Source organism: Halalkalibacter lacteus, assembly GCF_036663595.1.
GTDB classification, from domain to species: domain Bacteria; phylum Bacillota; class Bacilli; order Bacillales; family Bacillaceae_D; genus Halalkalibacter; species Halalkalibacter lacteus.
This window is the reverse complement of the sequence record NZ_JAWRVL010000039.1, coordinates 1-13,439: the sequence shown is the minus strand read 5'-3', so window position 1 is coordinate 13,439 and position 13,439 is coordinate 1. Positions and strand designations below refer to the sequence as shown.

Sequence of the window (13,439 nt, the reverse complement as noted above, 5' to 3'; positions counted from 1 at the left end):
TTTTAGTTTTTTGTTAGAAAATCGCTTATCATGGAGGGAATAGAAAAATCGAAGTCGTCTACAAGGACTTGATACCTTCCTGTTTTTTCATTTTTACATATTCTGCATGCCCCATCATTCAGCCGAATGATAAGATCATGCTCCTGCAAGTGTTGTTCGTGCTGCTTTATCACATCCTCTAAACGTTGTTGCTTTTGAACTTTACACAGGTAGTTTTTCATGAATATCACCCTCGCTATCGTATGTTCGACGTAGATTATTAAATTTATCAGAAACCGTACTCACTGTATTTGATTTAATTTTGTTATCCTCTGATAGTCGTGTTAAAAGAACCATAAATTCAGTCGTTGTCATATCAAGTATGTTTTCTTCAGAGTTTTCTGTTTCAGGTAACACTTTTTTCATAACGAAAGGTAGGATATTGTCGTTGCCTAATACTTCTTCAACCGTCATTTCCTCAAACGTTCTTTCCTTATTTTCTCCTTGTTTATTTACTTCCTGAGCTTCTTCAGCTACTTTTTCCATCTGATCTTCTTTAACCTGTTGTTCATGGAATTTATACACCATATTTTTCAGTGGAATATCCGCGTGTTTGCATGGAATATCGATATCGTTAATCGATGTTGAAGTGTCAAAGTCGTCAGCGAGGTATTCATAACGGTATTTCATACTCGTTTTATCTCGATTGTAAATCGGATATGGTTTTACTTTTTTCCTCTTTTGATCTTGTCGCTTAATCCCTCGAATGACGACCATGTCACCTTCCTTTGGCTGCATAAGTTCGGTTGGTGTTAAAAGCCTACGACCGTCTACGCCTTCCGTTTTATTCTTTTTAAAGGAGAGCGTACCACCTGAGCGACTGTGCGACGAAATGGTTTCGTCTCCAAGTTTTTTGCTGACTTCTTCTGCCGTATCGTTTGACGTAGTCAAAATATATATCGTGTTCGCACAGTTTCCATCAAGCGTTTTCCAATCTTTGTCGTATTTAAGTTCTAATTGAGAATAAGCCTGAATAACCAGATTGAATCGAATGTTACGCCCCAGACAGACGGTAATAATGGAACCCATATCTTCAATCGTAGGCATGTTCCCAAACTCATCAAGGATAAAAATCACTTCTCTAATACATTTACCACCTTTAGTGTTACTGGCGGTTCGGGCTAATTCTGTATAAAGCTGTTTAATATACAGAGAAGCAATGACATGTAACGAAGAATCATAATCAGGTGTAATCATGAAAAGAGCAGTCGGTTTATTGAAGTGTTCAAAGCGATCAAGGGTAATGCCAATGTCATTTTCTTGCTTATCCTGAAGGACAGTATACTCAACGACACCATCTTTTTTATCGATGGATCCCACTTCCAATTCTAGGAAACACGTTGTTTCTTCCACCGAAACCTGAAGTCGGTCCCCGACCTCTACTTTTTCATCATGCGAAATACTAAAAAGTCCATTTTGATCCGTTCGGATAGACGATGTTCCATTTTGAAATTGAATCGTTACGCGTGATAATGGTTTCGTTCGACCAGATACGACCTTTCCAAATCCGATTCGTTTCATATCAAAAGTGTTCATGGACGTCATTTTGGCAATCGGTGTGAGGGTAAAAATGTTTAACTTTCCAAACGTATTGGCATAGATACCCGCTACGGTTTGGCCTGCACCTGAAGCGAATTTTACGGTTGCGTATTGTAATTTTGCAGCATGACCTTCAGGTAAACTATCAAAGAAACGATCTAGACCTGTAACCATATTTCCTGTTACTTCATTCATTTCTTGTTCAGAAGCTAGTTCATTTAGTGTCTGTGCCACGGTATACATCGTGATTTTTTGCTTGTTGTGAGGAAGGTTTTTCTCACAAAGTCCAAGAATCAACGCTGTACATAAGGCACTTGCGCTATCTTGCCAAAATTTATCTTTGGCAGAAGGGTCACTGTACAGCATGCTCGATATCGTTTTCGCATATTGTTCAGCTTTAGCCATGTTTCCTTCTTCGTAAGCATCAATAACAATTTGTAAAATCTGATACGACATCGATTGCAGAGGATTGTCTAAATTCAATACCTCCACGTGATATCCTCGTTTTTCTAACGTTTCTTTGGACGCTGCAAACAACTCACCTTTCGGATCATTTAAAACCATAGAAGCCTTTTTTTGGGCTCTAGAATAAATATCAATCATCGGAAAGATCAGCATTTCCCCTTTTCCTGATCTAGTCGTACCAATGATTAGATTGTTTACAGGAGAATCGTCAATAAAAATTTTGTCTTGATAACGTGAGATCGGAACCCCGCCCCCACCTTCATACATTTCTTTTTTTTCAGATACAGCACGATATTGCTTCTTCATTTCATCGAGCGTTGTAAATCGGCTTGTACCTTTTGATCCTGGTTTTTCTAACTCTCGAAAGTTGGTACGTAGCTTATAATAAAATAAACCAAAGGCTGTTACTGCAAGCGTACCGATAATCAGATAGGCAAATGCTGGTAGTTCGTTAAATGTAAAAAGAAACGTTTCAATCGCAAAGGTCATTTCCGACACTTCTATAAAACTGTCGCTGCTTAAAATGTCTTTTACATTGATCATCACAATGTTAAGTAACATGTTCACAATAAAGAAAAAGAGCAGCGAGCATGTTAAAGCTATTAATACATGGATTTTCCGTTGTTTTAATAGTTGTTTCATCGAATCACCACTCCGGTTGAATTGATAAAAAGACACTCTAAACATGAAAGAGTGCCTATTAAATGCTTTTTAATTCTTCTAATAATGCTTTTTTTTCTGTTTCTAGTTGTTTCCGATCTTTTTCCTCTGCGTCATCTATTTTGTCATCAAGTTTAGCAATCGCACCATTTAATTCTTCATATCGAGCAATTTTCTCTTTCATTTCGCTTGAATTATTACGTTCTAATTCTTCTTTTGCTTTTTCAAGATTGCCTGTTTTTAGATACGCATACGTCTTCTTCTTGCTTCGATCAGTAGATATGTCAACATTTTCAATCTTTAAAACTTCATCATAGTTTTCGTCAGAAAATGCCAGGTCAAATCTTGCTTCATTTGTTGGATAACGGTCATGATATTCTCTTAATCTATCTGTTTTATGATTAGAAAGAAACGTTGCTACCATGCTTGTGTCATTTTCAAATAGAGCATTCAATTGATCAAAATCACCTTCATCTGCTACATAGCCAGCATAAATATTTCTTTCTTGGGAGTTAAGATCGTCCATATCAAGAGAAGCAAGATACTGTTCTAATTCTCCTGTTTTTCCTAGTAATGCATTTTCGTAATAGTTGATCACTTGACCTTGCCGATCTGATTCACTTGCCATCGTTTGATATTCTTGATTAAAGACAGCAATTTGCATAAAAAAGTATACAAAAACACCAACCGTAGTTAGTGCAAAGAAGCCAGCGACACCATAAATAGTACGTCTTTGCCAGCGATGTAAACGTGATATCTTGGAAACGTCTAAATTTTTAAGATTGTCATTTTGAATATCTTCTTCTTTTTTGTATTGATCATCTAGTAGTTCTTCCATTTCAGCGATAAACGCTAGTCGGATTTTCTCTTTTTCTTTGTCAGTTTTAATGACAAGCAGCATCTTTTTTATATGGATAAATAGATTAGGTGCAGCATAAGAACCAAAGTGAAACGTGCCTTCATACATATCATCTTCATAATTAGGATTAATGACATGAAAATAGCTTTCCATTGTCCTATTCTTTTCACGCATTTCCATTTCAATTTCTTGTGATAGTTTCACAGCCTCAGGAAATGGAATACGTTCATGTTTTATGATTTTTGAGTGCTTTCCACGAGTGAAATTGACATAGAGCATGGCTTTCCCTCCATTAAAAATAAATAAAGAGCCACATATGTTGTGGCTCTAACGATTTTAAAGTAATTAGAATGTAATGTTATTGTTGATACCTGTTGCGATGCCGTATGCACCCATAACGACAACCAACCCTATTGCACCACCTAAAAACCAACCGACTGATTTACTACGACCTCGATCACCACCGAACATAAGGTAGTAACCACCTACACAAAAAGCAAGTGCAGCACCAATAAGTCCTAAACGCTGCGCCCACTGAAGGATCGATTCACCCGTTTTAATTAGGTTAGTCATGCCATCAGCAGTCATCAAATACGTGTTAAACAGTAACAGTTCAAAAAGTTGATCTTTCATGACTTTTCCCTTCTTTCTTATAATTTAGTTTGATTCTTATCATCAGAATTTTTTACAGTTACAGTATCAGAAGATAAAATACTAGATTGAGGTTGTTCTTTATCTTCTTTCTTATCATTCAATTCCATGTACTCAATCAGGTTTTCATCAATATAATTAACGTGTTGCTGGTGCAACCATTCGTTATAGTTAATGCCTTTTGCTTCTATGATCTTCTTTGCAATCTCTTTTTTTTGCTTCTTTTCCTTTGCGTTTGCCGCCATGTATGCATTCTCCTTTTCTTTTACTGATGATTTTGAATGAATTGTCTTAGTTCACTATTATTTTCTTTACTGAAAATTTGACTATTAATGTCAAATTCACTTAATACTCTTCCATCTTTAACAAAAGTAATTCTATCGCTAGGTAAATAAACTTCAGGATTGCTAGTATCTTTGTTCATAATCTCATAAGTTTCATTATCGGCAGTTTGTATATTCGTGAAAGTCAGAGTTTCATTTTCTCTGTCAAAAACATCTTCAATTACTGTTATATAGCCTTCTTCTTCTGCTTCCCAGTCAGAAAGGAGATAAGCAAATCCAGTAAACTCTTCAGAATTAACTTTATCTCTGAATTCTTCATATTCGAGATCGGCAATCGTTTCAGTACTGTTGTTACATGCAGATAAAAATAGAAACGAAAACACAAAAATACTTTTCCATAGCTTCATAGCGTATCCCAACCTTTTTTTGGATAATTTTAACACAACCTTTCCATTGTAGCTTTATTACAATGATCCTTTTTGTTACTTTTTGCTTGGAAAGCCGAATTTAATTTTATTTTCTTTATCAAGGAAAAGGTTCGCTTCAAAGGCTTTTCCAGCTTTTGATTTAAAGCCTTTGATCTTACTCGTTTTCTTTTTTTCGCAGAGCATTTTTATGTTCGTTTTTGATAATGTTTTGCCTGCAAGTTTTTTCGGAAACATCACTTTGCAACCATCTTGATAACTAGAACAACCAAAGAACGTTTTCCTATCTAGTAAGTATCCATTTTGACAAGAAGGGCACTTTGCTATATGATTGCTGCTTTCTTCAGACTTGATAAGTGTATCTACGCTACTATTATTGAGTTTTTGAGGTGTTTCTTCGATCAATTTTTCTATAAATTCTTTTGTCTGTTTGATAAAAGAATCTTTTGACCCTTTACCATTCCCGATTTTCTGCAAGTAAGATTCCCATTTTGCCGTCATTGAAGGACTAGATAGCAATGTACCTTCGATTGATTCACATAGAATTTTCCCTTTTTCTGTTACTGAAACTACGTTCTTCTTTACTTCGATATATTTTTGTACTTTGATCGTTTCAATAATGCCTGACCGAGTGGCTTCGGTTCCTAATCCTTCAACTTCTTTCAAGATTTCGGTGTCTTCTTCATCATCAATGAGTTTACTATTTCCGCACGTTTTCATCATATTTATTAACTGACCTTCAGTGTAAGGGGATGGAGGCTTGGTTTTTCCTTCTTTTATCGAAACATCACTATTAACACTTTCAGATTCTTTGACTTCAGGAAGTAGCGTAGTATTTTCCTTTTTTTCATAAGCCATTGTAGGAAATAACGACTTCCAGCCTTTTCCTACTTCGGTTTTTCCGGTCGATTTAAAGGCTAATTTATTTACGTTTGTTATGATCGTTGTTTCTTCGTAAACATAGTCGGAATGAAACATCGAAAGGGTAGTAGCTACTATTTCATGATAAATATTTTTTTCCATTTCAGATAGTTCGTTTAACACAGAATCACTAGGTATATTTTTAGTTGGTACAATCGCATAGTGTTCTTGAACTTTTGAGCCATCGACATATCGCTTGTTCGGTTCAAGTGATTCAGGTTCAAAATTGACATGTAAAAGTTGCTGGTAAGCTTTCACGTTTTTAACTAGATACGCAAATTCGTTCTCAGTAATAAAATTGCAATCTGTACGTGGGTAGGTGACGATCTTTTTTAGATACAACTCTTGCATGGTTTTCAAAACGTCTGAAGGACTGTACTTCCAGCGTTTATTTGCTATGGTTTGAAGGGTTGATAAAGAATGTAACTTCGGTGATTTTTGCTTTTTCTGTTTCTTTTCGACACTAGCGATTGTACCTTTAGTTACTGTATTTTCATCAATTTGATGTTTTTCTAATAGTGCTTGTACCCTTTCCTTATCTTCTTCTTTGACTTTGGCTAGTCCTTTATATTCTCCATTTTCAGCCTCGAATTTCCCTTCTATTTGATAGAAAGGCTTCGATACAAAGTTCTCAATCTCTTTTTGACGCTGGTAGATCAGGTAAACCGTTGGTGATTGGACACGGCCAATGCTCAGACTACCTTGATAACCTTTTTGTTGCATAGATAAAGAAAACAATCGACTAGCATTCATCCCGACTATCCAATCAGATATTTGACGTGCCTTTGCTTCATCAAACATTAATAAATCTTTATCGTTTGATTGAAGGTTATTAAATCCTTTTCGGACTTCCTCTTTTTCTAATGAATTAATCCAAAGTCGCTTTATAGGTTTGCCTTTTACTCCTGTGACAGAAAGGATTGAGTAAAAAATATTTGAACCTTCTCGATCAACATCAGCCCCATTAACGATTAAATCAGCGTCTTTAAAGAGCTTTTTGACTGCATTGAATTGTGCTGCTTTTCCATCGGCTACTTTTTCAACGAATTGCGAAGGAAGAATCGGAAGGTGTTCCATGCTCCATTTTTGCCATTCGCTTTTATAATCATGAGGTTGCTGCAACTCAACTAAGTGACCAATTCCCCACGTGATAAATGCACCAGCTGGGAAAGTAGAATCAGGCTTTAATTCAATGTGCGTTTTTGATCGTTCTTTAATAGAAAAAGCATCTGCATAGGCTTTAGCTTGTGACGGTTTTTCCGCCAATATAACAATTTTACCCATTCTATCCACCCCCATTAAAAATTTAAACTTGGCTAATTCCGTAAGTAGTTCCTCGTTGTGTAAATTTTTTGACATGATCATTTCTTCCTTATTTACCATTTCAAGCGATTTTGAAGTCTACCGAGATTATAATTCTACTTCTGTCTGTCATTTCATAGCAGCAAAAGAAATAGGAATGGTTTTTTGCCATTTTTGGCTGAAATGGCTACCCTGTGTTGGCATGCATGGTATATCCAAGCCCAACACTGCACAACGTTTTAGGCGTAAACGAAGAACCTTATATATCTCACAAGACAACTTTTATTGCTTCGTCAGAATTACTTCCTCACAACTACTTGCCATCATTGATCATTGATATACCGTTAAAAACGTGAACCACTGGCGAGTTTTAGGTCACACTCACCTAACCGTTTTGGTATACCCTTTCCCTCTTGTGGTTCGTTAGAAGGGAGCACCCATATATATTTTTCAAAGAGCTTTTGCGCTCTATATTCTCAGCACACTTCAAAAATCGCTTGTTTTTCATAAAGTCCACTTAAGGTAAAATTGATAACTCTAGTTCATTGTTTTCCTTTTACGATATACCACCATCAGCTCATCTTCTTGTGTTTTTCTCTTTGCAATGATTTTTTGACTTTCATCCACCACAGAACGAATTCGATAATAGATTTCAGCAATCCGTTCAATGTTTCCTGTTTTGTTATCGATGGCAACAGCACCCTTAAGTTTGTATGTCTTCCCGTCAAATGTTTTAACACTTTGAGCGTTTGACGGTGGTATATCGTAATATGATAGTCGTTTTGCCTCTCCCATATCCATCGCCCCTTTTTGTATAAGTCCTCTAAAGAACTAAGAACTTCCCTCGATAAGTTCTTCTACTTTGATTTCCAATGCTTTAGCGATTTTCATAATATTTTCATGAGTTGGGTATTTTCGATCTCCTCTTTCGATTTGAGAAATAGTCGGCTGTGGAACTCCTGACATATTCGCAAGTTCAAATTGAGTCCAGCCTTTCTCCAATCTCTTTTCTCTAATTTTATTAATGATGTTCACCTCCTTAAAACTATTGTATTCGAAAACAATTAATTTGTAAATGAATTTTATTTTAAAAGAATAATCTTAAAAGATAATATTATGCAACACTCTTGAATTTTGATAAAATTATTAAAAACCATCCAAAGTGAGTAGATAAATATGAATGAACTAAAAAAATACATTGGTGAAAAAATAAAGGGTTATCGTAAAAGCCTTAATATGACTACAGTCGAATTAGGCAAGTTATCAAATACATCTCAAAGCACTATTAGCACCATCGAACGTGGAGAAAGGTTTGGTACCTTCGAGTCCATGATAAATATTTGTGAGGCTCTAGGAGTGACGTTATACGATATATTACCTCCAGAAAATAGCGAAAACTTAAACGTTCCTAGCATACATAACGAACGAATTAATATTATTCTGGACAGGTTATCTTCAGAAGATATTGAAGTAACGGAAACCCTTGTAGTTAACTACATGTCATTACTAAGGATGATTTCTGACTTAACTCCCAGTCAGATAAAACATTTGACCAACTTTCTAAATTCGATAATGAATAATAAATAATTATCTACATGGTACAAGCTTCGACAAGTTTAAGGGAGGGGTAAAAAAATACCCCTCCCCAAATTTTGAATTATATGATATAATACTAAAATTTCCCACTTCGATATACAAAATTATTTTATCAAACCATGCAGAAGAAAAAAGCAAACTAAATTGAGGTTAGTCTTTGTACTGACCCTTCAATTTAGTTTGCTTTTAATCATTTTTAATTGTTTTTTAATTGTTTCCAAGGACTTATATAACTTTTCAGATATTTGCTTTTTGTTTAATCCCTTCTCTTTTAAGTCATAAACTTCACGTTCAGCTGGAGTTAATACTTTTACTTTTCTTTCTCTTTTAAGTTCACTAATAAGTACAGACGAAACATCAGAATGAAGACTAACCTTACCTTGATACGCTTCTCTAATAGCATCAGGGATATCTCTATAAGATGTTTTTGTTATGTAATTGATAGCCCCTGTGTCAAAGGATTCAAGGATAATTTCCGTGTCATCCCACGATGTTAACATAATAATTTTCTTTAACCCTTTATCAGATAATCGACTGGCAACTAAAAGTCCACTTAGGTTTTCATCTTCTTTTGATAGTGTTAAATCCAATAACACTACGTCAACATTATCACAAACAACTTGTAATGCGTCCTCTTTCGTATAAGCTTGTTTAACAACAGTAATATCGTTCTCTTTTTTCACATAATTGGATATGCATTTCATCCATACTGGATCATCTTCTACGATCATCAATCTAATTTTGTCCATAAGCTCTTTTCTCCTATCGATTTAGAATTAGATTGTTGGTTTATTTTAATATCGATAATTCTTTTGGTAGGAAGTGCCAATGAAAATGTTGTACCTTGGTTTACTCGACTTTTTATTGAGATATCGCCACCATGTTTTTGGAAGACATTATAACAATAAGTTAAACCTAGACCGTAATTTACTTGCTGCCTTTTTGTTGAATAAAAAGGGTCTAACACAAGAGAAAGTTTATCTTTTTCGATACCTTTACCTGTGTCTGTAAAGTCTATGTGAATTTTTCTACGGGTTTTATAGATTTTAATTAAAATTATCCCACGCCCATCCATGGCTTCAATTGCATTTTTAATTATGTTGAGAAAAGTTTCTTGTATCTGTGCAGTATCCCCGAATATTGTGGCATCAACTTCATACTGTTTAATAACGTTGATGTCTGAATGTAAATAAGGTTTGAGCAAGCTAATTGCTGAATCTACGCTTTGACTGAGTAAAAATTCAGATTCTTTAAGATTTATAATGTCTAGTTTGCTCTGAATACGTGTTGAAAGTTCTAAAACATGATTTGTTGAATTTAACACTAATTCAAGATCTTCAGAAGAAGCTTCGTCTTGCGGTATATGTTCTTTTAATTGATTGACTAATAAATCAATTTTAGCTATTTCATTTTTTATCGTGTGATTCAATAGCCCCGTTCCAGAGCTAACAGCTTTCATTGTAGAATCACGTCTTTCTTTCTCAAATCTGATTTGAACACCAAGAATTCCATATTTAATGGCGAAATAAATGAATACTAGAAATTGCACACCTATTATCCAAGGGTTGTAATGCCAAACTTCTCTAATGCCAAATGCTTCTAAAATAATGTTTGTAACCAAGGCAAAAGAAAACATTGGCACTACAAATAAACAAGTTAATATTTTCCGTTTTTTGATAGTCGGTCTAGTTTCTCGCCAGGCGGAGTAAATTAATAAGATATTTGCTGAGACAACGTATGGTACAACCCAGATAGATAAAATAACGAAATTTAATTTGAATTCTGGATATACTGGAAAAAGAAAGTACATTATGATAATGGGAACAAGAAGCAAAAGTTTGCATACTTTTTTCGTCTTATTTTTTTCAATAAAATCTGAATAGACTAAACCAAAAATCAACATTCCATATGGCGTAAAATAATGCCCTATAGATGTAAAAAAACCATCTAGAAATAAAATCCATTCAGGACGATTTAAACCCTTACCCAGTAAAACTCCTCCCCCCCCGAATCCTCCGAAAAACCCTATGTAACTTGCCCACCTAATTTTTTCACTTTTAGGATTCCTAAAAAACAGAATGGAACTCATCAACCAAAGTAAAGTCACCATTACAGTCATAGTACTTACCCCTTTATCTTATTTTGGAGAAATAAAAGGGTGTCTGTTGCAATCTTTTTACGATTAAGAACTATACCAGCATGTCCACAATTATAAACATATCTTGTGGGTTTTCCCCAAGATTCCCACAAATAGTCTGCATCTTCAATATGTACATATTGATCATATTTAGCAGAGATTAGTAAAATATTGTCCTTGTTGATTTTTGGAATACCTTCACTAGGCTCTGTAATCCGCCAATATTTTATTAAATCATTATAATTCACACCATGGTGTTCTAGATCTTCTCGTATAAACTTACCTGGACTTGTATTCCATATTGAATAAGAAAGTCGATTAGAATAAAATATAGAAACTAACGCATCAATTTGAGATTCAAGAGTAGCCACTAAATTCGTAATAAATCCACCTAAGCTTATTCCTATAACAACAACAGGTCCTTTTTTATTGTCTTTAATCCACTTAATTAACGCACGTAAATCAACAATCGATTGCCTTACAGATATAAGCGTTCGAGGGATATTTGCGCTAATCATATATTCACCGCTATAAAGTGATTTCTCTGGTTCTCTTTGAAAATGATATGGAAGGGTAAAATAATACATATTCCACCCTAAATTACCCATACGATCATGAAATATTTTTTTTAGGCGATCAAATGAATCTTGACGCCATCCATGTACAAAGATGATATTAGGAGCATCTTCATTTCGTATATATGCTTCTCCTTGTAAGTGATCATTAGTAGGATCACCAGACGAAATTAAACTTTGGAATTCGAATCTCCCCACTTTATAGTCCTTTTCTGAATTGTGTATATCAAAAAGAATGTCGATAGGATTCACTTCGTAAAAAGCTTCTCTCTCGCTTACATTAGGTATTGAAGAAGGAAGAGAGGTATATTGAAACTCTCCACTACGATTCTTGTGTAATCTACTTAAAGCGTAAAGATCTATCACTTTTGAAAAAATCAATGGATTCGTCCCCCAACTAACTAAGATTTGCTAATAATCGTGTTTCCTTTAACTATTTCCATCCCGCATAACATCCCCTAGCCTTCGTGTTAGGTTCTTTCAGTTTGCATTCATCCATTGATCTGGACTCGGAATATCACTTTGCTTAATTTTTTTATTTTCCTGACCTTGCTTAAGAGCTTGATGAAAGGTATGTTGCTCAATATGATTTTTAATGGCGATAAATAAATAATTATCAGGGTTATCCTTCTGATCTTTTTTTAGATTTCTAATGGCTTTCATAAAGCCTTCGCGTAACATATGCTGATTTTCTTCGTCTTCTAGCGATATGACTTTACTATAAAATTTCTCTGCTTTTTCTTTAGCTTTTAGAATAATTCCAAACCAGTGATACATTTCATCATAGCTATCACTAAATACACTAAGTACATGATGAAGTGGTTGAGGAATGATATCTTTCAAACTATCTTTCAATAATTGATCTTGTAGTTCTTCTTTATCAGTGCTTGAAAAAAGTAGATTATGAGAAACATTTCCTGTTTCTTTTGTATCTCTTGTTTCTTTACTATCTTCTTGATAAACCTCATTATTAGTAGATTTAATAGGTGTTGATTTTGGACTGTTCATTTTGGACTGTTGAAAATCGACAGTCCAATAATCGTTGTTGTTACCCTGTTTTTCTTGTGGTTTTTTATTTTTTTCAATTTTACCATTCCATAAAGTCGTACCTTCTTTTTCTTCAATAGCTTGAATATCTTCTTGGGTGAATTTTTCATGGGAAAAGTAATAAATATAGTCATACTTCTTTCCTGAGCGCTTTCTAAGTTGCAAGATATACTTATGTTCAATAAGTTCATTCCAAGCGCTCATGACTGATGTACGACCATTTTTCGCAAATCGTTTATATAGCTCTGTCTTATGGATACTCCAAGTTTCAGGCATTGATTGTAAGTTCGATAGTAACCCTATAGCCTGAAGGCTTAGATTATCCACATCTTGCAACATATTACGAGAGATAGATTCATAACCTTTATTTTTGGCCCATTTTTTTACATTACCCATCAAAATCGTCTCCTTTTTTCGGAAACAAAAAAGCGACATTTACCGTTATCAATCGGCAAACATCGCTTTAATCCATCTCTTGACGTTAAACGCATATACTTGTAAAATAAGTATATGATATTTAACAAAAAGAGATTTCTTGCAGGTGTTCGCCGTAGTTGCTGTACGGCTGACGTTGTATCGGTGTTGGTAGCACCAGGTACAAACGCGAGGGTCTCTTTTTTCTTGTCCGTTCATATATTCTTGTCCTTGATTATAACCGAGACAAATAGAATAAGAAAGGAATATTTTTCTATCTACACTTTTCATAATGAATATTTCACATAGCATTAATATAAGCAATTATTGTTTTAGGTCTAGTTCTATTAGGTGAATATCCACATGACAACTCCCAAAAAAAGACCTAATCTGTACTGCACCCCAAAAGTTAGAGTGAAATCTGACTTTTGGGGTGTTTTTTAATGGTTAAATACAGTGAACAATTTAAGTTAATGCTAGTTAAAGAGTATCAAGAAGGAAAACTAGGATATAACCTTTTGGCTA

The 13,439-nt window shown here is 34.7% G+C and carries 13 protein-coding genes; 1 reads left to right on the top strand and 12 read right to left on the bottom strand.

What is annotated here, in order from left to right:
- Window positions 1-201: 201 nt before the first annotated feature.
- The 8 genes from SAZ04_RS19380 to SAZ04_RS19345 form a co-directional block, all read right to left on the bottom strand.
- Complete coding sequence (locus SAZ04_RS19380; RefSeq protein WP_332698422.1) at window positions 202-2,685, bottom strand: VirD4-like conjugal transfer protein, CD1115 family; 2,484 nt, start codon at window positions 2,683-2,685, stop codon at window positions 202-204.
- Between the two features lie 58 nt (window positions 2,686-2,743).
- Window positions 2,744-3,841, bottom strand: coding sequence for a hypothetical protein (locus SAZ04_RS19375; protein WP_332698419.1), 1,098 nt, complete (start codon window positions 3,839-3,841; stop codon window positions 2,744-2,746).
- 66 nt (window positions 3,842-3,907) lie between these two features.
- Complete coding sequence (locus SAZ04_RS19370; RefSeq protein ID WP_332698416.1) at window positions 3,908-4,195, bottom strand: hypothetical protein; 288 nt, start codon at window positions 4,193-4,195, stop codon at window positions 3,908-3,910.
- A gap of 17 nt (window positions 4,196-4,212) precedes the next feature.
- The gene (locus tag SAZ04_RS19365; RefSeq protein WP_332698413.1) at window positions 4,213-4,458 is read right to left on the bottom strand and encodes a hypothetical protein; all 246 of its coding nucleotides are present in this window, start codon (window positions 4,456-4,458) and stop codon (window positions 4,213-4,215) included.
- A gap of 20 nt (window positions 4,459-4,478) precedes the next feature.
- Window positions 4,479-4,904 carry a hypothetical protein gene (locus SAZ04_RS19360; protein ID WP_332698410.1) on the bottom strand — a complete coding sequence of 142 codons (426 nt, stop codon included), beginning with the start codon at window positions 4,902-4,904 and terminating at the stop codon, window positions 4,479-4,481.
- A 75-nt stretch (window positions 4,905-4,979) separates the two neighbouring features.
- Window positions 4,980-7,202, bottom strand: a complete 2,223-nt coding sequence (locus tag SAZ04_RS19355; protein WP_332698407.1) for a type IA DNA topoisomerase — start codon at window positions 7,200-7,202, stop codon at window positions 4,980-4,982.
- A 480-nt stretch (window positions 7,203-7,682) separates the two neighbouring features.
- On the bottom strand, window positions 7,683-7,940 hold the full coding sequence (locus tag SAZ04_RS19350; protein ID WP_332698404.1) for a hypothetical protein: 258 nt from the start codon (window positions 7,938-7,940) through the stop codon (window positions 7,683-7,685).
- A 36-nt stretch (window positions 7,941-7,976) separates the two neighbouring features.
- A complete protein-coding gene (locus SAZ04_RS19345; protein ID WP_488803352.1) occupies window positions 7,977-8,180 on the bottom strand; it encodes a helix-turn-helix domain-containing protein in 204 nt (67 codons plus the stop codon).
- A 141-nt stretch (window positions 8,181-8,321) separates the two neighbouring features.
- On the opposite strand from SAZ04_RS19345, the gene SAZ04_RS19340 reads away from it, so the two are divergent.
- Window positions 8,322-8,732, top strand: coding sequence for a helix-turn-helix domain-containing protein (locus SAZ04_RS19340; protein WP_332698402.1), 411 nt, complete (start codon window positions 8,322-8,324; stop codon window positions 8,730-8,732).
- A gap of 179 nt (window positions 8,733-8,911) precedes the next feature.
- Here the strand turns inward: SAZ04_RS19340 and SAZ04_RS19335 are convergent, their stop codons facing one another.
- The 4 genes from SAZ04_RS19335 to SAZ04_RS19320 form a co-directional block, all read right to left on the bottom strand.
- Complete coding sequence (locus tag SAZ04_RS19335; protein ID WP_332698399.1) at window positions 8,912-9,490, bottom strand: response regulator transcription factor; 579 nt, start codon at window positions 9,488-9,490, stop codon at window positions 8,912-8,914.
- Entirely contained in the window at window positions 9,472-10,860 is a 1,389-nt protein-coding gene (locus tag SAZ04_RS19330) for a sensor histidine kinase (protein WP_332698396.1), read from the bottom strand. Before SAZ04_RS19330 ends, SAZ04_RS19335 begins: the two co-directional genes overlap by 19 nt.
- Before the next feature lie 5 nt (window positions 10,861-10,865).
- Window positions 10,866-11,834 carry an alpha/beta hydrolase gene (locus SAZ04_RS19325; protein ID WP_332698393.1) on the bottom strand — a complete coding sequence of 323 codons (969 nt, stop codon included), beginning with the start codon at window positions 11,832-11,834 and terminating at the stop codon, window positions 10,866-10,868.
- A 99-nt stretch (window positions 11,835-11,933) separates the two neighbouring features.
- Complete coding sequence (locus SAZ04_RS19320; RefSeq protein ID WP_332698390.1) at window positions 11,934-12,896, bottom strand: hypothetical protein; 963 nt, start codon at window positions 12,894-12,896, stop codon at window positions 11,934-11,936.
- Window positions 12,897-13,439: the final 543 nt, after the last annotated feature.